At 54.6% G+C, this 20,541-nt stretch carries 19 protein-coding genes, 3 tRNA genes and 1 other annotated feature; of the genes, 9 read left to right on the forward strand and 13 right to left on the reverse strand.

Annotated features, from left to right (window positions below; translation table 11 throughout):
- Positions 1-120 precede the first annotated feature (120 nt).
- The gene (gene cbl / locus QMG44_RS10560; protein WP_025203722.1) at positions 121-1,071 is read right to left on the reverse strand and encodes an HTH-type transcriptional regulator Cbl; all 951 of its coding nucleotides are present in this window, start codon (positions 1,069-1,071) and stop codon (positions 121-123) included.
- Between the two features lie 96 nt (positions 1,072-1,167).
- Positions 1,168-2,085 (reverse strand): nitrogen assimilation transcriptional regulator NAC, encoded by a 918-nt coding sequence (gene nac / locus QMG44_RS10565; protein WP_014170773.1) that lies wholly within the window; start codon positions 2,083-2,085, stop codon positions 1,168-1,170.
- Between the two features lie 320 nt (positions 2,086-2,405).
- On the opposite strand from nac, the gene QMG44_RS10570 reads away from it, so the two are divergent.
- Positions 2,406-2,481: transfer RNA gene (locus tag QMG44_RS10570), tRNA-Asn, on the forward strand.
- A 61-nt stretch (positions 2,482-2,542) separates the two neighbouring features.
- Here QMG44_RS10570 and ldtA read toward each other — a convergent pair.
- Positions 2,543-3,442: a L,D-transpeptidase gene (gene ldtA / locus QMG44_RS10575; protein ID WP_032680660.1), complete on the reverse strand. Its 900-nt coding sequence runs from the start codon at positions 3,440-3,442 to the stop codon at positions 2,543-2,545.
- Positions 3,443-3,633: 191 nt separating this feature from the next.
- Here ldtA and shiA point away from each other — a divergent pair, with 191 nt between their 5' ends.
- From shiA to QMG44_RS10590, 3 genes are all read left to right on the forward strand, one after another.
- On the forward strand, positions 3,634-4,950 hold the full coding sequence (shiA, locus tag QMG44_RS10580; RefSeq protein WP_020883300.1) for a shikimate transporter: 1,317 nt from the start codon (positions 3,634-3,636) through the stop codon (positions 4,948-4,950).
- A 73-nt stretch (positions 4,951-5,023) separates the two neighbouring features.
- Positions 5,024-6,478 (forward strand): AMP nucleosidase, encoded by a 1,455-nt coding sequence (locus QMG44_RS10585; protein WP_014170778.1) that lies wholly within the window; start codon positions 5,024-5,026, stop codon positions 6,476-6,478.
- An 18-nt stretch (positions 6,479-6,496) separates the two neighbouring features.
- A complete protein-coding gene (locus tag QMG44_RS10590) occupies positions 6,497-8,269 on the forward strand; it encodes an aminopeptidase P family protein (RefSeq protein WP_086532327.1) in 1,773 nt (590 codons plus the stop codon).
- Between the two features lie 118 nt (positions 8,270-8,387).
- Here QMG44_RS10590 and QMG44_RS10595 read toward each other — a convergent pair.
- Both QMG44_RS10595 and emmdR read right to left on the reverse strand, forming a co-directional pair.
- Positions 8,388-8,463: transfer RNA gene (locus QMG44_RS10595), tRNA-Asn, on the reverse strand.
- Positions 8,464-8,543: 80 nt separating this feature from the next.
- A complete protein-coding gene (gene emmdR / locus QMG44_RS10600; RefSeq protein WP_232937515.1) occupies positions 8,544-9,986 on the reverse strand; it encodes a multidrug efflux MATE transporter EmmdR in 1,443 nt (480 codons plus the stop codon).
- Between the two features lie 226 nt (positions 9,987-10,212).
- Here emmdR and QMG44_RS10605 point away from each other — a divergent pair.
- Together QMG44_RS10605 and QMG44_RS10610 are read left to right on the forward strand one after the other, a co-directional pair.
- Positions 10,213-10,288 (forward strand) — tRNA-Asn (locus tag QMG44_RS10605).
- Between the two features lie 53 nt (positions 10,289-10,341).
- Positions 10,342-10,674 (forward strand): gamma-glutamylcyclotransferase family protein, encoded by a 333-nt coding sequence (locus tag QMG44_RS10610; RefSeq protein ID WP_086532325.1) that lies wholly within the window; start codon positions 10,342-10,344, stop codon positions 10,672-10,674.
- Positions 10,675-10,723: 49 nt separating this feature from the next.
- Here QMG44_RS10610 and QMG44_RS10615 read toward each other — a convergent pair whose 3' ends face one another.
- The 4 genes from QMG44_RS10615 to dacD all read right to left on the reverse strand — a co-directional run bounded on the left by QMG44_RS10615 (position 10,724) and on the right by dacD (position 14,150).
- Positions 10,724-11,059, reverse strand: coding sequence for a DUF496 family protein (locus tag QMG44_RS10615; protein ID WP_008499467.1), 336 nt, complete (start codon positions 11,057-11,059; stop codon positions 10,724-10,726).
- 168 nt (positions 11,060-11,227) lie between these two features.
- On the reverse strand, positions 11,228-12,286 hold the full coding sequence (locus QMG44_RS10620) for an FUSC family protein (protein ID WP_020883296.1): 1,059 nt from the start codon (positions 12,284-12,286) through the stop codon (positions 11,228-11,230).
- 92 nt (positions 12,287-12,378) lie between these two features.
- Positions 12,379-12,852 carry a DNA gyrase inhibitor SbmC gene (gene sbmC / locus QMG44_RS10625; protein ID WP_032678501.1) on the reverse strand — a complete coding sequence of 158 codons (474 nt, stop codon included), beginning with the start codon at positions 12,850-12,852 and terminating at the stop codon, positions 12,379-12,381.
- Between the two features lie 131 nt (positions 12,853-12,983).
- The gene (gene dacD, locus QMG44_RS10630; protein WP_086532324.1) at positions 12,984-14,150 is read right to left on the reverse strand and encodes a serine-type D-Ala-D-Ala carboxypeptidase DacD; all 1,167 of its coding nucleotides are present in this window, start codon (positions 14,148-14,150) and stop codon (positions 12,984-12,986) included.
- Between the two features lie 198 nt (positions 14,151-14,348).
- On the opposite strand from dacD, the gene sbcB reads away from it, so the two are divergent.
- A complete protein-coding gene (gene sbcB, locus QMG44_RS10635) occupies positions 14,349-15,785 on the forward strand; it encodes an exodeoxyribonuclease I (RefSeq protein ID WP_014170785.1) in 1,437 nt (478 codons plus the stop codon).
- 58 nt (positions 15,786-15,843) lie between these two features.
- Here sbcB and plaP read toward each other — a convergent pair whose 3' ends face one another.
- From plaP to QMG44_RS10655, 4 genes are all read right to left on the reverse strand, one after another.
- Positions 15,844-17,202, reverse strand: coding sequence for a putrescine/proton symporter PlaP (gene plaP / locus QMG44_RS10640; RefSeq protein ID WP_014170786.1), 1,359 nt, complete (start codon positions 17,200-17,202; stop codon positions 15,844-15,846).
- Positions 17,192-17,254 carry a membrane protein YoeI gene (gene yoeI / locus QMG44_RS10645; RefSeq protein ID WP_099458931.1) on the reverse strand — a complete coding sequence of 21 codons (63 nt, stop codon included), beginning with the start codon at positions 17,252-17,254 and terminating at the stop codon, positions 17,192-17,194. Before yoeI ends, plaP begins: the two co-directional genes overlap by 11 nt.
- Positions 17,255-17,472: 218 nt before the next feature.
- Positions 17,473-18,402 carry a LysR substrate-binding domain-containing protein gene (locus tag QMG44_RS10650; RefSeq protein WP_086532323.1) on the reverse strand — a complete coding sequence of 310 codons (930 nt, stop codon included), beginning with the start codon at positions 18,400-18,402 and terminating at the stop codon, positions 17,473-17,475.
- Between the two features lie 41 nt (positions 18,403-18,443).
- Positions 18,444-19,268: an SDR family oxidoreductase gene (locus tag QMG44_RS10655; RefSeq protein ID WP_014170788.1), complete on the reverse strand. Its 825-nt coding sequence runs from the start codon at positions 19,266-19,268 to the stop codon at positions 18,444-18,446.
- Between the two features lie 174 nt (positions 19,269-19,442).
- Between QMG44_RS10655 and hisL the strand changes: the two genes are divergently transcribed.
- Together hisL and hisG are read left to right on the forward strand one after the other, a co-directional pair.
- Positions 19,443-19,493 (forward strand): his operon leader peptide, encoded by a 51-nt coding sequence (gene hisL, locus QMG44_RS10660; protein ID WP_001364200.1) that lies wholly within the window; start codon positions 19,443-19,445, stop codon positions 19,491-19,493.
- Positions 19,469-19,592, forward strand: a sequence feature (His leader region). It overlaps the preceding gene by 25 nt.
- Positions 19,593-19,637: 45 nt before the next feature.
- Positions 19,638-20,537: an ATP phosphoribosyltransferase gene (hisG, locus tag QMG44_RS10665; RefSeq protein ID WP_000886595.1), complete on the forward strand. Its 900-nt coding sequence runs from the start codon at positions 19,638-19,640 to the stop codon at positions 20,535-20,537.
- Positions 20,538-20,541: the final 4 nt, after the last annotated feature.

Genomic DNA, 20,541 nt, shown 5'->3' on the forward strand with positions numbered 1-20,541 from the left:
GTTATTCATCAGGATATTCTTGAGAACTAGCGGTCAGGAAATTAAACGGTTTCAATAAAAAAGCCTGCTTTAATTGCAGGCTTGTGCTTCTTGTCGACGGGGATGGGTGCTATAAGGGGCTTAAATCTGATAATCAATCGCCACTTCTTCTGGCTCCATCACCTGACGTTTAATCTCATCCACGGACAGCCCGGCGTTGCAGAGCTCGATAAAGCGCCACACATAGTTGCGCTGCAGTTGTCCACGCTTCAGGCCGAGCCATACGGTATTGGCATCAAAGAGATGACGCGTATCCAGTCGTACCAGGTTCTCCGTCTCGCGTTCACCACCGGACTGTTCCGCCACCAGACCAATGCCCAGCCCCAGCTCGACGTAGGTTTTGATTACATCAGAGTCCTGTGCACTCAGCACCACATCCGGCGTTAAGCCTTTGCGGTTAAAGGCTTCATCAATGCGCGAGCGTCCGGTAATACCCTGCCGGTAGGTAATCAGCGGCCATTTCGCGATATCTTCCAGCGTCAGGGGCGTAACCTGATTCAGCGGATGGTCGACGGGAAGTAACAGACTGTGGTACCAGCGAAACCACGGGAAAGCCACCAGCAGCGGATCGTTGCTCAGGCGTTCACTGGCAATGCCGATATCTGCCCCACCGTTTTGCAACAGCACGTCAATTTCCTGCGGTGTGCCCTGGATAAGCTCCAGACGGACGTCAGGGAAAAGTTCACGGAAGGCTTTAATCACCGGCGGCAGGCTGTAACGCGCCTGGGTGTGGGTGGTGGCGATAGTGAGGACGCCCGAGGCGTCATTGGTAAAGAGATCCGCCAGGCGACGAACATTACTGGCCTCGTTGAGGATCCGCTCAGCGATGGTCAGCAAGGCTTTTCCCGGCTCCGTCATGCCAAGCAGACGCTTGCCGCGACGGATAAAAATCTCTATCCCCAGTTCTTCTTCCAGCTCGCGGATATGGCGACTGACGCCGGACTGAGAGGTATAAAGCATATTGGCGACCTCGGTCAGGTTGTAGTCCCGCCTGGCCGCCTCACGGATAATTTTAAGTTGCTGGAAATTCACGATTCACTCCGGCGCATCTGACATAACGCTATTGTTAGAGTCAGCCGACCTGCAGAACAAATAATAAAAACCAGCATCTTATGCTTTTATGGAATATCAACTCACCAGCTGCAGCTCACGGTTCTCCAGAGACGGTTTGCTGACCAGCGACATCAGAATCTCTTTTACCGCCTGCGCCTGAGGTGACAGCGATCCGCGCGCGGACATATTCAGCGACAGCGGTAAGCTCATCGAAGGCGTGGTGATGCGCGCCATCCAGCCGTTTGCCGCGCTGCACAGCGAACGTGCTGCGGATTCTGGCAGAACGGTCACACCCATACCGCTGGCTATAGCGGCGGTTAGCGTGGAGATGGAATCAATTTCACCGATAATTTTTGCCGTCAGGCGGCGCAGGGAGAACGCTTCATCCACACGCACGCGCACCGCGCTGTAGTCACGCGGCAGGAAAAGATTCATTTCTGCAACGGCCGTCAGATCGACGCTCTGCCCCGGACAGTCGCGGGTGCCCACAAGGTAGAGATCTTCTTTCAGCAGCGGCTGGCTGGTGATCCCGGCCACCGGTGAGCGGTCGTACAGCACCGCCATATCCAGCTGGCCGCTAAGAAGTTTGTCATTCAGCACAGAACCGCTGTTCTCATGCAGGTAAACCAGCACTTCTGGCAGCTCTGCGCGGACGGCCTGCAGCAGCGGCATGGTAATAGAGGACGCGGCCGTTCCCGGAGCCAGCCCAATGGATACGTGGCCGCTCAGCGTCTGGCCCACGTTATTCACCGCCAGCTGCGCCTGTTCGCACTGGCGAAGGATGGTGCGCGCATGGGTATACAGGATTTTGCCTGCTTCCGTTGGCGTCACGCCACGTTTGGTGCGGATCAACAGCTGCTGATCCATCTCGCCTTCCAGAGTAGCCACCTGCTGGCTCAGCGCAGGCTGCGCGATATGCAGCACTTCCGCCGCTTGAGTCAGGCTGCCGATATCGACGATTTTTACGAAGTATTTCAGTCGTCTTAAGTTCATTTTGCCCCCTGTTCGAAATGCTGTGCCGGTACTGGCTTTTCATTGTTGATAGGGTTTTGCAATATGAATGCCAGTTTTACGAAGAGGTCTGATTTGTCGCTAAGCGGCTGAAAATAAGGAAAGCTAATCATAAGCAGCGGTTTTATTACTGAAACAGCAGTTTATGATCTGCCCCATTAGGGGTATGTGCGCACCATTACGGTGCATTCCGGCGTCAAAAACGCCATTTTGCTGATTTTGTCAGCAAACGATCAAAAGGCGTTGATCCACCCTTTGACAAGGCCGGCTGACGTCGATAATATGCGCCCCGTTCACACGATTCCTCTGTAGTTCAGTCGGTAGAACGGCGGACTGTTAATCCGTATGTCACTGGTTCGAGTCCAGTCAGAGGAGCCAAATTTGAAAAGCCTGCTTTTAGAGCAGGCTTTTTGCTTTTCTGCGGCAGGTAAAATTGCCCTCAGTTGCTGAGCTTAACCGGCATCCCTGACCGACGTTCCAGTTCCGCGCCCGCCCCCTCGTTGACAAGCTCGGTTCGCAGCGAGGCAGATATCGGCAAAGGCACTTTCCGGGTCGATTCAAATTCCGCCCGGTTCCGTGATAGCGGTTCATGCACCTCTACCCAGCGGCTGCCGTCCGGCTCTGTCGTCACTTTAACGGGCTGATCGATAAGCTGCACACGGGTGCCTACCGGGACGTTATCGAAAAGATATTTAATGTCGTTATTGCGCAGACGAATACAACCCTGGCTCACCCGCAGTCCGATGCCAAAATTGGAGTTTGTCCCGTGAATGGCATACAGCCTGCCAATATAAATCGCATACAGTCCCATTGGGTTATCGGGCCCAGCGGGCACGAATGCAGGCAGCGTTTTCCCCTCTGCCGCATAGGCACGGCGCGTATTCGGCGTAGGAGACCAGGTGGGGCCTTCCTGCTTACGTTCTACCGCCGTGACCCAGTTTCGCGGGGTTTCGCGCCCGGCCTGACCAATGCCGATGGGTAACACTTCAACGGTATTGCTGCCTGGTGGGTAATAGTAGAGGCGCATTTCTGCCGCATTAACGATAATTCCCTCGCGGACGGTGTCAGGCAAAATCAGCTGCTGAGGTATCACCAGTTGCGTACCGGATTTAGGCAAAAAAGGATCCACGCCCGGGTTCGCTTCCAGCATATTGCTCAGACCCTGCCCGTATTGCGCGGCAAACGCTTCGAGCGGTAGCGTATTGTGATCCGGCACGGTAATGGTTTGCGAAGTGCCCACCAGCCGACTGCCTGTCGGCGGTAAAGGATAACTTACCGCCTGAACGCTCTGGCTGATAAGTAATGCAGCAAGACAACTCAACACATTTATACGACACATATTCCCTTCCTCAGTCGCACCTCGATTTGCTAAGCATAGCGTAGCCGCTTTGCATTACCCATCAGGAAATAAAATCAGTTTGCACACGCGCCCTGGCGCGGTAGTCTCATACGTTCCGTTTATATGACGGTGGCTATGTGAGTGACCTTTTCTTATACCAATAATTAGAAATACGTGCAGACAGGACAACTATGGACTCCACTCTCACCTCCACACATCCCAACGAGGAGACACCTTCGCTCAATCGTGCCCGCCGCGCAGCCCTCGGCAGCTTCGCGGGTGCCGTCGTCGACTGGTATGATTTTCTGCTTTACGGCATTACTGCCGCGCTGGTGTTTAACCGCGAATTCTTCCCCCAGATTAGCCCGGCAATGGGTACGCTCGCCGCGTTTGCTACCTTTGGCGTCGGCTTCCTATTTCGTCCACTGGGCGGAGTGATCTTCGGCCACTTCGGTGACCGTCTCGGTCGCAAACGCATGCTGATGCTCACCGTCTGGATGATGGGCATCGCCACCGCGCTGATTGGCGTTCTCCCTTCATTTTCCACCATTGGCTGGTGGGCGCCGGTGCTTCTGGTTACGCTGCGCGCCATTCAGGGCTTCGCGGTAGGCGGCGAATGGGGTGGCGCGGCGCTGTTATCCGTTGAGAGTGCCCCAAAGAACAAGAAAGCGTTTTACAGCAGCGGCGTGCAGGTGGGCTATGGCGTAGGTCTGCTGCTCTCCACCGGGCTGGTGTCGCTGATGAGCCACTTCACCACCGATGAACAATTCCTGAGTTGGGGCTGGCGCATTCCGTTTATCTTCAGCATCGTGCTGGTTGTCGCTGCCCTGTGGATCCGCAACGGCATGGAAGAATCTGCTGAGTTCGAACAACAGCGGCAAGAACCGCCCGTTGCCAGAAAACGGCTGCCGGTGATGGAAGCGCTTGTCCGGCATCCTGGCGCTTTTCTGAAAATTATTGCCCTGCGCCTGTGCGAACTGCTGACGATGTATATCGTGACCGCGTTTGCCCTCAATTATTCAACGCAAAATCTCGGTCTGCCCCGCGAGCTGTTCCTGAACATTGGCCTGCTGGTCGGCGGGATCAGCTGCCTGACTATCCCCAGCTTCGCCTGGCTGGCGGACAGGTTTGGTCGCCGTCGCGTCTATATCACCGGGGCGCTAATTGGCACCCTCAGCGCCTGGCCGTTCTTCATGGCGCTGGAGGCACAGTCGATCTTCTGGATTGTCTTCTTTGCCATCATGCTCGCTAACATCGCCCACGATATGGTGGTCTGCGTGCAGCAGCCCATGTTTACCGAACTGTTCGGGGCGAGCTATCGCTACAGCGGCGCGGGCGTAGGCTATCAGGTGGCAAGCGTGGTCGGCGGCGGGTTTACGCCATTTATTGCCGCCGCGCTGGTGACCTTCTCCGGGGGCAACTGGCACAGTGTGGCACTTTATCTGCTGGCCGGTTGCCTGCTGTCAGCAGCGACGGCGCTATTGATGAAAGAGACGAGCCACACCTGATCTCACTTTTGTTTCACAGGCGTGTGACATACTATCGGGTAGAGTCGCACACCTGTGGAACAAGGAGACAGAGATGAATAATAAGGGCTCCAGCCTGACCCCGGCTCAGGCACTGGAAAAACTCGATGCACTGTATGAACAGTCCGTCAACGCGCTGCGCAGCGCCATCAGTGAGTATATCGAAACAGGGAAACTCCCCGACGAAAAGGCCAGAAGTAAGGGCCTTTTTGTTTATCCATCGCTTTCCGTCACCTGGGACGGCAGCGCGACTAACACGCCGAAAACGCGCGCCTACGCACGCTTTACCCACTCCGGCTGCTACAGCACTACCGTCACCCGCCCTGCACTGTTCCGCCCTTATCTTGAAGAGCAACTCACGCTGTTGTATCAGGATTACGGCGCGCACATTGCCGTTGAACCCTCACAGCATGAGATCCCGTATCCGTATGTGATTGACGGTTCGGCATTAACCCTTGACCGCTCCATGAGCGCGGGACTGACGCGCCATTTCCCGACCACCGAGCTGTCGCAGATTGGCGATGAGACGGCGGATGGTATCTACCACCCGGCAGAATTTTCACCGCTGTCGCACTTTGATGCCCGCCGCGTGGATTTCTCTCTGGCGCGCCTGCGTCACTACACCGGGACGCCCGTCGACCATTTCCAGCCCTTTGTACTGTTTACCAACTACACCCGCTATGTCGACGAGTTTGTCCGTTGGGGCTGCAGCCAGATCCTCGACCCGGATAGCCCTTACATCGCGCTGTCCTGCGCCGGCGGGATCTGGATCACCGCGGAAACCGAGGCACCCGAGCAGGCCATCTCCGACCTGGCGTGGAAAAAACACCAGATGCCTGCCTGGCACCTGATCACCGCTGACGGCCAGGGGATCACCTTAATTAACATCGGGGTTGGTCCGTCAAATGCCAAAACCATCTGCGACCATCTGGCGGTATTGCGCCCGGACGTGTGGCTGATGATTGGACACTGCGGCGGCCTGCGTGAAAGCCAGCTGATTGGCGACTACGTGCTGGCCCACGCCTATCTGCGTGATGACCATGTGCTTGACGCTGTGCTTCCACCGGATATTCCTATCCCGAGCATCGCCGAAGTGCAGCGTGCGCTGTATGACGCCACCAAAGAGGTGAGCGGTATGCCGGGTGAAGAGGTTAAACAGCGTCTGCGTACCGGTACGGTAGTGACGACGGATGACCGCAACTGGGAGCTGCGTTACTCCGCCTCCGCGCTGCGTTTCAACCTCAGCCGTGCCGTCGCGATTGATATGGAAAGCGCCACCATCGCCGCACAGGGATATCGCTTCCGCGTCCCTTACGGCACGCTGCTGTGCGTTTCCGACAAACCGCTGCACGGCGAAATTAAGCTTCCGGGTCAGGCCAACCGTTTCTATGAAGGGGCAATCTCCGAACATCTACAAATCGGCATTCGCGCCATTGATTTGCTGCGTGCGGAAGGCGACAGGCTGCATTCCCGTAAATTACGTACCTTCAACGAGCCGCCATTCCGCTAACAAGAACAAGGAAAAACCATGCACACCCCATCACGCTTATCGGCCCTGCGCCGATGGCTACAGGAAAACAATCTTGATGGCATGATCGTGCCGCGCGCGGATGCCTGGCAGAGTGAGTATTGCGCGCCGTACGATGAAAAGCTGGCCTGGCTGACGGGCTTTGATGGCTCCGCAGGTCTGGCGCTGGTACTGAAAAACACAGCCCTGCTGTTTGTCGATGGCCGCTATCAGGTTCAGGCTCGCCTTCAGGTCAATATGGATGAAATTGAAATCCACCATTTGCACTATGAACCGCTGGCCGAATGGCTCACAGCCAACGTCGGGGCCGGCATGCGTATTGGGTTTGAAGCACTGCTAATGACCAATACGGAGTTCGGGCAACTGTCTGCAACACCCTGTGAACTGGTTCCACTCAGTCAGTCGCCGTTTGATACCTTATGGCACGATCGCCCTGCCGCGCCGGCGGGACGTATTCGAGAAATGCCGGTGGAGGTCAGTGGCGAAAGCAGCCTCGCCAAACGCCAGCGCGTTGCCGCCGTGCTGGCCGCACACGATGCCGATTATCTGGCCGTGACTCTGCCAGATAACATCGCCTGGCTGTTGAACGTGCGTGGCGCTGACATTCCATCCAGTCCTGTTCCCCTCTCCTTTGCCCTTCTTGATCGTGACGGTAGCGTGGAGTGGTTTGTTAACGACAATAAGCTCAGCGAGCTACCCGAGAGCGTGAGAAACGCGTTCAGGATTGCGCCACAGGATGCCTTTATCGAACGCTGCCAGCGCCTGTCACAAGGCAAGCGGGTGATGGTTGATGCCGATTCCGCGCCGGTCGCCCTGCGCTTTGCCATTGAGCCAGAGGGCGAAATAGTCTGGCGAACCGATCCCATCACTCTGATGAAAGCCACTAAAAACCCGGTCGAACTTGCCGGGTATCGCGAGTGTCATCACCAGGACGGTGCTGCCTGGGTGAATTTCCTGGCCTGGCTAAGCCGTGAAGTCCCCCTGCGTGAGGCGGCGGGAAAACCGCTGACGGAGCTGGAAGCGCAGGCGCAGCAGCTTGCATTCCGTAAACAGCAGCCTGGATTTATTGAGCAAAGTTTTGCCACCATCTCCGCCTCCTCCAGTAATGCGGCGATGTGCCACTATCACTCAAGCGAAGCCAGCAATAAGCCCATCGGTCAACATCATTTTTACCTTAATGATTCCGGCGGTCAGTATCATAACGGCACCACTGACGCCACGCGTACGCTGGCATGGGGTAGCGTGCCGCCACAGCAGAAGTTGCACTACACCGCCGTACTGAGAGGGTTCCTGTCGTTGATAACCTTACAGTTTCCCTCCGGCAGCCAGGGCCATCAGCTTGATGCCTTCGCGCGTCGCCCGTTGTGGGAAATGGGGCTGGATTACGATCACGGGACAGGGCATGGCGTAGGACATCAGTTGCTTATCCATGAGAACCCGCATCGTCTCGCCAAAAAGGTTAACCCGTGGCCCCTGGTGGCCGGCACCATCATGACTATTGAGCCTGGATATTATCTGGCGGACAGCCATGGGATCCGCATTGAAAACCAGGTGGAGATTGTCGAAAGCCGTCCGGGATTCTGCACGTTTTCCTCACTGACGCTGATCCCGATCGACCTGAGCCAGGTCGAGTTACAGCTGTTGAACGAACAGGAAAAACAGTGGCTGGATGAGTATCATCAGCAGGTGCGTGAGGCCCTGTTACCGTTGGTCGACAGCGACGCGCGGCAATGGTTGCTTGAGGCGACGATGCCGGTTCGGGTTAACCATTAGAAATAGCAGTGGATGCCGGGCGGCGGTTTCGCCTGACCCGGCTGTAAGCCCGTGGCATCGGACCTTTTCAGAACGCAGAAAAGCAAAAAGCCTGCTATAAAAGCAGGCTTTTTAAATTTGGCTCCTCTGACTGGACTCGAACCAGTGACATACGGATTAACAGTCCGCCGTTCTACCGACTGAACTACAGAGGAATCGTGTGAACGGGGCGCATATTATCGATGCTCCCCGATGATGTCAAAGGCAGAATGCATATTTCTGACTGTTTGCCGAATTATTCTCCACTTCGCGCATTTGTCAGGTATTCTATTGATTCTGTGGTCGTCGGTTCCTGTTTTATTCGCGGGTATTTCCAGAGCCAGCGCCCACTGACCATACGCCAGTAGAACAACGCTCCACGCACCGCCCAGTCAAGGAACATCCCCAGCCAGACGCCGACTACCCCTATGCCAAGCATGACCCCGAGCGTGTAGCCCACCACCACGCGGCAACCCCACATGCCGAGCATCGATACCCACATCGCGAAGCGTGCATCGCGTGCCCCTTTCAGCCCGGCAGGCAGAACCCATGAAGCCGCCCAGATGGGCATAAAGGCCGCGTTCAGCCAGATCAGGATCTTAACGACCTCTTTGACATCATCTTCGTGGGTATAAAAAGAGGCCATAAGCCCGGCAAAGGGGGCGCTTCCCCAGGCGATCAGCGTCAGGCCAATGGTTGACAGCCAGAAGACGTGCCGCAACTGCCGTTCCGCCTGCCCTATCTGCCCTTTTCCCAGCCGTTTACCGGTGATGATGGTCGACGCCGAACCGAGGGCGTTGCCCGGCAGGTTTATCAGGGAGGCGATGGAGAAGGCAATAAAGTTACCGGCGATAACGTCAGTCCCCATCCCGGCGACAAACATTTGCGTCAGCAGCTTGCCCCCGTTAAACAACACGGATTCAATACTGGCGGGAATACCAATTCCCATCACTTCCCAGATAATGGCGAAGTTAAAGGGGCGGAAATAGCTCTTCAGCGTAAGGCGCAGTGACGGCGTGATCCCCGCCATCAGCACCCCGAGAATGGCGGCCGCGCCGATATAACGTGAAATCGTTAACCCCAGCCCGGCACCCACGAACCCGAGCCCGTCCCAGGAGAAGACGCCGTAGATCAGCACGCTGCTGATAATGATATTCAGGATGTTCATCCCGCCGTTTATCAGCAACGGAATTTTGGTGTTGCCCGCCCCGCGCAGCGCGCCGCTGCCAATCAGCGCGATGGCTGCAGCCGGATAACTCAGAACCGTCATTTCCAGGTAGGTCAGCGCCAGGTCTTTAACTTCATTTGTGGCCTCACCGGCGACAAAATCGATAATTTCCCTGCCGAAATAGTGGATCACCGCCGCCAGCACGATCGAGAAAATGGTCATGATCATTAGCGACTGTCGGGCAGCCTCGCGCGCACGTTTAGGATCGAGCTTACCGAGGCTAAAGGCGACGACAACCGTCGTCCCGAGGTCAATGGCGGCAAAAAAAGAAATAACCACCATGTTAAAGCTGTCCGCCAGCCCGACACCGGCCATCGCCTCTTTACCCAGCCAGCTGACCAGAAAGGTACTCAGGACCCCCATCAACAGAACGCAGGTGTTTTCCAGGAAAATAGGCACGGCAAGGGGGGTGATTTCACGCCAGAACAGAACACGATAGCTTTTACGCTTTGCATACCATGGCGTGCGCATAATCGCCTGGCGTAGGGGGGCAGTGACGTTCAAAATGGACCTTAACGAGAAAGTTGAAACTCCATTTCAAATGATGGGGGAGAAATGCTAAACCTGCAAAGTATTTTCCATAAAAAGATGTGTGGATTTACAACAAACTGTCGACAGAATCATCAATCGATCGCTAATCGCTAAGATCAGGTTTGACAAAACTTTTTTCGCCGCTAAGATAAGCCTCCACAACGATTCCTCTGTAGTTCAGTCGGTAGAACGGCGGACTGTTAATCCGTATGTCACTGGTTCGAGTCCAGTCAGAGGAGCCAAATTTAAAAAGCCTGCTTTTATAGCAGGCTTTTTGCTTTGCTGATGAGGGAAAATGAACGCTCTGTTTGTCTACGGCACGCTACGCCCGGGTCACGCGAATGCACATATTCTTGAAAACATCGGTGGCGAATGGCAGGCCGGTTTTGTCACCGGGACGTTTTACGAACATGGCTGGGGCGCGGCGGCAGATTTTCCGGGAATAGTGCTGCACCCGGACGGCCCACACGTGGAGGGCTTTCTGTTTATCTCTGATAGCCTGAGTGCACACTGGCCAATGCTGGACGAATTTGAAGACGGCTACGATCGGGTTGAGGTCAATGTGACCACGCCGGATGGAAAACAGGTCAACGCCTGGATTTATCAGCTACAGCCGCGTACTGCGTAATAAAAAAGGCTCTCTGTCACCAGAGAGCCTTTTTTGTATTCATCGGCGATTACTCGCTTTTGGCTTCACCGTTTTTGATTTCGCCCATTACTTTCAGTTTCTTGGAGATATCACGGCGTTCTTTAGACAGCTCAGCGTTTTTGATGATGTAGTCATCAACGCGGTCTTCATAGTCGCTCTTCATGCTGGCGATGATGCCCTGAATAGCCTCAACGCTCATGCCTGGCTTGATGTAGTCGCTCAGGTTATCGAGCAGCAGGACACGTTTCTGGTTGTCACGGATCTTCTTCTCAACGTCCTGGATTTCACGCTGCAGTTTGTTTTTGCGGCGGAACAGGCGGACGAATTCCAGAACATCCTGGAACGAAGGCTTGGTAGTTTCCATTTTTACACCCCTGATAATGTGAGATTCGGATTCGTTAAAGCAACCGTTGTAACAATAACCTTACTGACAGCGGCTGCGAATGACAATGAGTATATCGTTTAAAGCTATCATAACCCCAATTGATGCTGAATCGAAGCAGCAGGCGTCACATATGGAGATAGCTGCTCTTTATTTGCGCAGCGCCCGGCAAATGAGATGCGACAGTAGCTCCAGCTGCCGCGCCAGCTCCATGCTCAGCCAGACATAACCATGAATAGGCGTTTCCGCGACGTTATCGCTCTGACGCTCATTCATTAACTGCTTCAACTCCGCAACGATCTCATTCAGACGTTCACTGTTCGCCAGGATGGGCTGCGGGTTACCTTCATAAAGCGCGTGGGCGATGGTGAGCAGCGTTTGCTGCGTCATCTGCTGCGTCTCTTTTAAGGTATGGGCGTTGAGCATTAAAAGGTGGCTGGGACGAGAAGCCCAGTGCGCGTTGATTTGCAGCTCAAGCATGCATACCAGATTGCGGCTTACCGTCTGTATGGCTTCAAAAATGGATTTCTGGATATGGGTTTCTTTGCTGGCCGGGGTAATCAGCCCGCGCATCCTGACCACATCGTTGAGGATCGTTTGCAGGTGTTTTTCCAGCCGGGGGCGCTCAACCAGGTTAGGGGAAAATCCGGCCTGATAGACGCGGTTGAACGCGGTGACATAGTTAGCCATCTGAATACGCCAGTGCAGAAAAGCACGCTGTGGCCAGATGCCGGTAAAAAGCATAGCCAGCAATGAGCCGAGGATAACGTCCCCGCTTCGCCACAGGGCGGTCGTCATATCCCCTGCCGGGGCACCGACCACCACCGACAGCGTGATACCAATCAGCAGCGCCTGATAGGGCCTTTTGCCTAAAGCCAGCCAGCCGCAAAGGAACATCGCGGCACCGCACCAGATCAACATAACCGGAAACGAGATAAGCTCAAGCTTCAGCGCGATAAGCCCCAGGGCAGAGCCTAAAACGGTACCGCCAATGCGCTCGAAGGCGCGTGGAACAACGTTCCCCCAGAACGAAATAGGCCCCATCACAACCACCAGCGTGATAAGCGGCCATGTTCCCTCAGGAACATCCAGCAAACGAACCAGCACAAACGTCAACACAAAAGCCAGCGCGATACGGCACCCATGTACCACGCGGTAGTGTTTGTACAGACGAATTTCAAAAGGGGTTAATGATTTGTCGGGACGCACACCCGCTCTCCAGCTACACGGCAAATCACAATTGTACTGTGTTTTCAGCCGGGCGGATCACACCCGGCTGAAAAACCCTGTAATAACCAGGCTTAACCGGCTTTGTGCTCTACACCAATATACATTTCGATGTCCCAGTAACCGTCCGCGTTACCATCATTAAGGTAGCGCTCGAAGCAGGGTTTAGGGGCCATCTGGTAGCTGTTGTCCTGCAAGAGGGAATTAAAGAACTGGTTCCAAGGGGTCGCGAAGTCATGGTTTTCAACGCGTGCCGTCGCCACCGCATACTCTCCAGCGGCGATTTCCGTCATCATGACGCCTTCGCTGTTTTCAGGAATGACAAAATCGTCCGGGACCGTTACGGCCGTGTCACAGCGCAATTTTTCTGCCGGGACCTCGTCCGGATTATCGTAGTAAACCGCAACCCACTCCAGCGGCTGAATGTGACGTCCATCCACCCACATGACTAACTGTTCGAAGCCCTGTTTTACCGTTTTGTCCCACGGCCCGACCAGATGAAAGCCGGCGATTTTACGTTTCTGTTGCTGCTTGATGCTGTAGTCCATGCTGCCTCCTTTTATTACTGTATATTTATACACTATAAAGCAGGTTTTAACTGTTCAGCAAACGAGGAGTGTTTATTATGTGAGCAGACTCGCAACCGCGCCAGTCTGCTCATGTGCTTTAATGCAGGCCGTTACAGCGTGTGATGCAGATAATCGCTCAGACGGGAGAAGAGGCCGCCTTTATTCACCGCTTCGAGCGTCACCAGAGGCCAGTGCGCCACGACTTTGTCACGGTCGTAAAGCTGGATCTCCCCTACCCGCTGATGAGCCGCAATCGGCGCTTCCAGCTCTTTTTTATCCAGCACGTATTTGGCTTTGATGTTAGGAACTTCTGTTTTAGGCAAGGCCAGCCAGAAATCCTGGTCGGTGCCCAGTTCCACCTGCTCTTTATCGCCGTACCAGATACTCTCTGTTCCCACTTTTTTGCCGTTATGCAGGATCTGCACCGTATCAAAGTTCTGCTGCCCCCAGTGCAGCAGCTTCCGGGCCTGTTCCTCACGCCCTTTCGGGCTGTCGGCACCCATCACCACCGCGATTAAACGACGCTGACCGTCAACCGCTGACGCAATCAGGTTAAAGCCCGCTCCCGACGTGTGCCCCGTTTTCAGGCCATCAACGTTCATGGTTTTATCCCACAGCAGGCCGTTACGGTTTTGCTGGGTGATCCCATTCCAGGTAAGGCTCTTTTCGCTGTACATGTGGTAGAACTCTGGCTCGCCGTGAATGATAGCCCGGGAGAGCACGGCCAGGTCATAGGCAGAGCTGTGCTGGCCCGGCGCGTCCAGACCGTGGACGGTTTCAAAGTGGGTATCGCGCAGGTTCAGCTTTTGTACATAGTCGTTCATCATCTTCACAAACTGCGGCTGACCACCCGCTACGTGATCCGCCAGCGCCACGCAGGCGTCGTTACCGGAATCCACAATCAGACCACGGCTCAGGTCGCGCACCGAGACGCGATCGCCCTCTTTCAGGAACATCAGCGACGATCCTTCAAACACCGGGTTTCCTTTTGCCCACGCGTCGCGGCCAACGGTAACGATGTCATCCGGGGTAATGCGATGGCTGTCGATGGCCCGATCGACAACGTAGCCCGTCATCAGCTTGGTAAGGCTCGCCGGATTACGTTGTTGATGTTCGTTGCCCGCCGTTAAGATCTGACCAGTCGTGTAATCCATTAGCACCCAGGAGCCCGCCTGAATGGCCGGAGGCTGCGGCGAAAAATCCAGCGGATCGGCCGCGAAGGCAGAAGAGACACTCGAAGCGAGTAAAGAAACAGCAATAAACAGACGGCGTTTCAACGGTATATCCTCAGGTCATTAAAAATCGATGACCTTTTTACGGGAGTTCTGTTGTCGTTACCTGGCTTAATTGCAAAAAAATGTGACAGAAAGCAGATTTTACGCTGAAGCGGCCTCGCAAATTTGCACGGTGATGGCGCTTTTTATTCGGACTGACCTGCACGATCGTTTACCATAGAGACGTCATTTTTTAACAGGATGGTATTACTGGTGTCTGATTCAGCCGCGCGCCCTACATTTTTGTTCCACGACTACGAAACCTTTGGCACCCACCCGGCGCTGGATAGACCGGCACAGTTTGCGGCCATCCGTACCGACGACGAATTCAACATCATTGGCGAGCCTGAGGTCTTTTACTGTAAGCCGGCCGATGACTACCTGCCCCAGCCCGGCGCGGTAATGGTCACCGGGATCACCCCACAGGAAGCCCGGGACAAAGGCGTGAACGAGGCCGCATTCGCCCGGCGTATTCACGACCTCTTCACCGTCCCGAATACCTGTGTGGTCGGTTACAACAACATCCGTTTCGATGACGAAGTGACGCGCAATATCTTCTATCGCAACTTCTACGATCCTTATGCCTGGAGCTGGCAGAACCGCAACTCGCGCTGGGATTTGCTCGACATTATGCGTGCCTGCTATGCGCTGCGCCCGGAAGGCATCAACTGGCCTGAGAATGATGAAGGGCTGCCGAGCTTCAGACTGGAACACCTGACGCGCGCGAACGGTATTGAGCACAGTAATGCCCACGATGCGATGGCCGATGTCTACGCCACCATTGCTATGGCAAAGCTGGTGAAAACCGCTCAGCCACGGCTGTTTGACTATCTGCTGAGCCACCGCAGCAAGCAGAAACTCACCACGCTGATTGATGTGCCGCAGATGAAACCGCTGGTGCATATCTCCGGTATGTTTGGCGCCTGGCGCGGCAATACCAGTTGGGTCGCACCGCTGGCCTGGCATCCGGATAACCGTAATGCCGTGATTATGGTGGATTTAGCCGGTGATATTACACCGCTGCTCGATCTCGACAGCGATACGCTGCGCGAACGGCTCTATACCCCAAAAGATGAACTCGGCGATCTGCCCGCGGTGCCGGTCAAATTGGTCCATATCAATAAATGTCCGGTCCTGGCCCAGGCCAATACTCTGCGCGCGGAGGATGCAGACAGGCTGGGGATTAACCGTCAGCGTTGCCTGGATAACCTCAAGGTGCTGCGTGAAAACCCGCAGGTGCGTGAGAAAGTGGTGGCGATCTTTGCCGAAGCCGAACCCTTTGTTCCGTCCGACAACGTCGATGCGCAGCTGTACAACGGCTTTTTCAGCGACGCAGACCGTGCGGCAATGAATATTGTTCTGCAAACCGAACCGCGTAACTTACCCGCGCTGGATATTACCTTCGCGGACGCACGTATCGAAAAACTGATGTTTAATTACCGCGCGCGCAACTATCCTGGCACGCTGGATGAAACCGAACAGGCGCGCTGGCTTCAGCATCGTCGTCATGTGTTTACACCGGAGTTTCTGCAGAGCTACGCGCAGGAGCTGGAGATGCTGTATAGCCAGTATGAAGGAAATGCTGAAAAACAGGCGCTGTTAAAAGCGCTGTATCAGTATGCGCAGGAAATCGTCTGACAGATTTTGGGCGAAAAAAAACCGGAGGCGATGGTCTCCGGTTTTTTTTACTTAGTTCTTACGCAACGTCTTCGTACTGAGGAACCGGGTTACGGAAGCTCTTCGTGACGCACGCCAGGTAAACCAGGCCGATACCCGCCCAAATCAGGCCAAGCACCATGGAGCTCTCTTCCAGGTTAACCCACAGCGCACCCACGGTCAGCGCACCACACATCGGCAGGAACAGATACTGGAAGTGATCTTTCAGCGTTTTATTACGCTTTTCACGGATCCAGAACTGAGAAATAACCGACAGGTTAACAAAGGTGAACGCCACCAGCGCACCGAAGTTAATCAGCGCAGTTGCCATCACCAGGTCAAAGTTAATCGCCAGCAGAGCAATAGCGCCGACCAGGATGATGTTCATCGCCGGCGTACGCCAGGTTGGGTGAACGTAGCCGAAGAAGCTTTTCGGGAATACGCCGTCACGACCCATTACGTACATCAGACGTGCAACGCCTGCGTGCGCGGCCATGCCGGATGCCAGTACCGTGATGGTGGAGAAGATCAACGCGCCAACCTGGAACGCTTTACCCGCCACGTAGAGCATAATTTCTGGCTGAGAGGCATCCGGATCCTTAAAGCGAGAGATATCCGGGAAGTACAGCTGCAGGAAGTAGGTCGCAAAAATAAAGATCAGACCACCAATCAGCGCCGTCAGGAAGATAGCACGCGGGATAACACGCTCTGCGTCCTTGGTCTCTTCAGACAGGTTGCTGATGCCGTCAAAACCGGTAAAGGAGAAGCACAGAATGGTTGCCCCGGTAATCATCGGGATCACATGCGCATCACCAGACCAGAACGGCTTGCTGCTCGCCAGGGTACCTGCGCCTTCACCGTGGAAGACACCAAAGATAACCATGCCCAGAATCACGGCAATCAGGATGACCTGAAGCACAACAATAACGGAGTTAAAGTTCGCAACGGACTTGATGCTGCGCAGGTTGAACGCCGTCATAAAGGCCACCAGCGCCACGACGAACATCCACGAAGGGATCGACGGCACCAGTGCTTCAAAATAAATTTTAGCCAGCAGAATGTTGATCATCGGCGCGAACAGATAGTCGAGCAGCGAAGACCAGCCCACCATAAAGCCAACGGTCGGGCTGATGGATTTCTGGGCATAGGTGTAGGCGGAACCGGCAGACGGATAGCGACGGACCAGTTTACCGTAGCTCAGCGCGGTAAAGAGGATCGCAATCAGTGCGAAGGCGTAAGCCGTCGGCACATGACCGTCTGTGAGGCCTGATACGATACCGAATGTATCGAACAGCGTCATTGGCTGCATATAGGCAAGGCCCATCATAACAACCGGAACTAACGTAAGGGTTTTACGTAATTCCACGCGAGAGGTGTTTGGAGTTGCGTTATGCGACATAGTTATTCTCCTTTACGGTGATAACCGCCACGTAAGCGAAAAATTGCCCCATTTCTGTATTCCTCAGCGACAACAACTGTCGGATTTTAGTAAATATCTATCCGGTACGAAGCCCGGCCTCTTGGTTTTTAGTTTCGTTTCATACGTGCAAAAAAAAATAACCGACGCCTTTTATATCGTCGATTATTCATTTGGTTGCAGCGGCGCATTTTGCCCCACATCGGATACAAAAGGCAATACTTTGCAACGCCCGGGGCGATTTTCTTTTTTCTAACTGGCTGATTTCTCGACGCTGCTTTGCGAGTAAACGGCAGCAATAGCACTATTTGCTAAAATTTCGTCCCGCCACCAGGCGCTTGCCAGCCCCGCAGTTTGTTCATTCCAGCCGACCCACACCGATTCATTGCTGCTTTGTGCAAGCACCTGTTTTTCAACAAGCGCACCGTTGTCTAAAAACCGCTGTGCCAGATAGCGGGGTAAATAGCCGCACCCCAGGCCACTGATTTGCAGCTCCAGCTTGGTTTTATAGTCGAACACCGTGATCGCCTCCTGCTCATCAAGCAACTGCGTGGAGGCCGCACAGTCGGGACGCGAGCTGTCACCGACCACAATGGCGCGGTAGCCTTTAATCGTGCGCCGGTTAAGGGGTTCCGGCTCCTGCGCGAGCGGATGGTGTGGCGCGACGGCGAAAACCTGCTCCAGCACACCCAGCCGGGCGAAACCGAAATCGCTTAACTGGGGCGGTTCATGCAGCGCACCGACAAAAATATCGGCCCTGCCCTGAGTTAAGGCATCCCATGAATCGCCCAGCACGCCATTAATGAAGATTAACCGGGTTACGCTGTGGTGCTGATAGAACGCCTCAATCAGCGGCGTCAGAAGAGAAAACGGAAAAGTATCATCAACGCCGATGACCAGTTCGTTCTCCCATCCCTGGTGCAGTTTGACGGCCTGTTTTTCCAGTTCGCGAACGGTATGCAGGACGTCGCGCCCCTTCTCCAGCAGCATCTGCCCGGTACGGGTAAAACGGGCGCGGTGGCCAGAGCGATCGAGGATCTGGATATTAAGATCGCTTTCCAGTTTATGAACGGTATAGCTCAGCGCCGACGGGGTTTTGAAGAGCTTTGCTGAAGCAGCGGCAAAGCTCCCCTCTTTTTCCAGTGCATCCAGAATAATAAGAACATCCAGTAGCGGTTTCATGTTCGCCCCCTTCCGGTGTGCGATCGTTTCCGCTGAGAAACTTATTCCATCGGCATCACCAGCGGATCGGGATATTGATACTCAAATCCCAGCTCATGACAAATGCGATTGCCATCAACAATTTTGCCTTTACTTTCGTCCTTTGCTTCACCAAAAACAGGCGGAACCAGACCCAGCTGGCGTGCCATCAGCGGGTAAAACGTGCTACGCGCTGGATGAGAAGGCGCACATATATTATAGATGTGCCCACCTTTTGGAGCCTGTAAGAGTAGTTCTATTGCGGCAATTACGTCATCAAGATGCACAAGATTGACGCCATGTTGTCCGTCTGGCGCGGATTTTCCCGCGAAGAAGCGCCCTGGATGTCGTCCGGGGCCAACCAGACCTGCCAGCCGTACGATATCGACCTGGGTGCCGGGAAGATGATGCAGCCAGTCTTCCAGCTCTTTCAGCACTTTACCGCTCGCGGTAACGGGATGACGCTCAGAGGTCTCTTTCACCACGCCGTCAACATCGCCGTAGACCGAGGTTGAGCTGGTAAAAATAATGCGTGGGACGTGATGCGCCAGCGCGCTGTCGACAATCTCCTGCATCGCCTGCAGATAAAATGATTCGCCCGGGCCACTGCGCCGTGCCGGTAACGTAATCACCAGCGCATCAACGTTCATCAGCGTGTCCAGATCGTCAGCATCACACACCAGTTCGGGTTCCAGACGCAGCTCGACGCCGTCAATACCGCACATGCGCGCCGCTTCTACCCCATCCGCCGTGGTTTTGCTTCCGGTCACCTGCCAGCCTTTTGCGGCCAATGACATCGCCAGCGGCATTCCCAGCCAACCTAAACCGACAATCGCGACCTTTTTCATGCGAATTCTCCTGACTTTTACTCGTCTTTCTTAAGGCTACGCCAGCCCGACAGAACACACAATTCATAGCGTCAATATGAAATGAATTAATGATCAAAAAAAGCCCTTGCAATCAGTCATACAACTGGTTTAGGTTAAAAGACATCAAATGAATAAGCATTCATCGAGAATTTTATGACACGCGTTCAATTTAAACACCACCATCATCACCATCATCCTGACTAGTCTTTCAGGCGATGTGTGCTGGAAGACGTTTGGATCTTCCAGTGGTGCATGAACGCATGAAAAAGCCCCCGGAAGATCTTCTTCCGGGGGCTTTTTTTTGGACCAAATTCAGACAGGTTAAAACAGGTTAACGAGGAAAACAGAATGTTAGATAACTCACGTTTACGCATAGCTATTCAAAAATCAGGCCGTTTGAGTGATGATTCACGCGAACTGCTCGCCCGCTGCGGGATTAAAATCAACCTGCACACCCAGCGCCTGATTGCCCTGGCTGAAAATATGCCCATCGACATTCTGCGCGTGCGTGATGACGATATTCCCGGCCTCGTGATGGATGGCGTTGTTGACCTCGGCATCATCGGTGAAAACGTGCTGGAAGAAGAGCTCCTGACCCGCCGTGCCCAGGGTGAAGATCCACGCTATTTTACCCTGCGTCGTCTGGACTTCGGCGGCTGCCGCCTGTCGCTGGCCACGCCTGTCGATGAAGCCTGGGACGGCCCGGCCGCGCTGAACGGCAAGCGTATCGCCACCTCCTACCCTCACCTGTTAAAACGTTACCTGGATCAGAAAGGCGTGCAGTTTAAATCCTGCCTGCTGAACGGCTCTGTTGAGGTGGCGCCGCGCGCGGGTCTGGCTGACGCCATCTGTGACCTCGTCTCTACGGGCGCCACGCTGGAAGCGAACGGTCTGCGCGAAGTGGAAGTGATTTACCGCTCCAAAGCGTGCCTTATCCAGCGCGACGGCGAAATGGCCGATGCGAAACAGCAGTTGATCGACAAACTGCTGACCCGTATTCAGGGCGTGATTCAGGCCCGTGAATCGAAATACATCATGATGCACGCGCCAACCGAACGTCTTGATGAGGTCATTGCCCTGCTGCCAGGCGCAGAGCGCCCGACCATCCTGCCTCTGGCCGGTGACCAGCAGCGCGTCGCTATGCACATGGTCAGTAGCGAAACCCTGTTCTGGGAAACCATGGAAAAACTGAAGGCGCTGGGCGCAAGCTCAATTCTGGTGCTGCCAATTGAGAAGATGATGGAGTGATGGC

It is taken from the genome of Enterobacter sp. 200527-13 (genome assembly GCF_027924865.1).
Classification (GTDB): Bacteria; Pseudomonadota; Gammaproteobacteria; order Enterobacterales; family Enterobacteriaceae; genus Enterobacter; species Enterobacter ludwigii.

What these genes read in the sequence shown, in the direction of transcription:
- nac (WP_014170773.1), bottom strand. Translation starts at nt 2,085, where the DNA reads ATGAACTTAAGACGACTGAAATACTTCGTAAAAATCGTCGATATCGGC.
- ldtA (WP_032680660.1), bottom strand. Translation starts at nt 3,442, where the DNA reads ATGTGTCGTATAAATGTGTTGAGTTGTCTTGCTGCATTACTTATCAGC.
- shiA (WP_020883300.1), top strand. Translation starts at nt 3,634, where the DNA reads ATGGACTCCACTCTCACCTCCACACATCCCAACGAGGAGACACCTTCG.
- QMG44_RS10585 (WP_014170778.1), top strand. Translation starts at nt 5,024, where the DNA reads ATGAATAATAAGGGCTCCAGCCTGACCCCGGCTCAGGCACTGGAAAAA.
- QMG44_RS10590 (WP_086532327.1), top strand. Translation starts at nt 6,497, where the DNA reads ATGCACACCCCATCACGCTTATCGGCCCTGCGCCGATGGCTACAGGAA.
- emmdR (WP_232937515.1), bottom strand. Translation starts at nt 9,986, where the DNA reads ATGCGCACGCCATGGTATGCAAAGCGTAAAAGCTATCGTGTTCTGTTC.
- QMG44_RS10610 (WP_086532325.1), top strand. Translation starts at nt 10,342, where the DNA reads ATGAACGCTCTGTTTGTCTACGGCACGCTACGCCCGGGTCACGCGAAT.
- QMG44_RS10615 (WP_008499467.1), bottom strand. Translation starts at nt 11,059, where the DNA reads ATGGAAACTACCAAGCCTTCGTTCCAGGATGTTCTGGAATTCGTCCGC.
- sbmC (WP_032678501.1), bottom strand. Translation starts at nt 12,852, where the DNA reads ATGGACTACAGCATCAAGCAGCAACAGAAACGTAAAATCGCCGGCTTT.
- sbcB (WP_014170785.1), top strand. Translation starts at nt 14,349, where the DNA reads ATGGTATTACTGGTGTCTGATTCAGCCGCGCGCCCTACATTTTTGTTC.
- plaP (WP_014170786.1), bottom strand. Translation starts at nt 17,202, where the DNA reads ATGTCGCATAACGCAACTCCAAACACCTCTCGCGTGGAATTACGTAAA.
- QMG44_RS10650 (WP_086532323.1), bottom strand. Translation starts at nt 18,402, where the DNA reads ATGAAACCGCTACTGGATGTTCTTATTATTCTGGATGCACTGGAAAAA.
- QMG44_RS10655 (WP_014170788.1), bottom strand. Translation starts at nt 19,268, where the DNA reads ATGAAAAAGGTCGCGATTGTCGGTTTAGGTTGGCTGGGAATGCCGCTG.
- hisG (WP_000886595.1), top strand. Translation starts at nt 19,638, where the DNA reads ATGTTAGATAACTCACGTTTACGCATAGCTATTCAAAAATCAGGCCGT.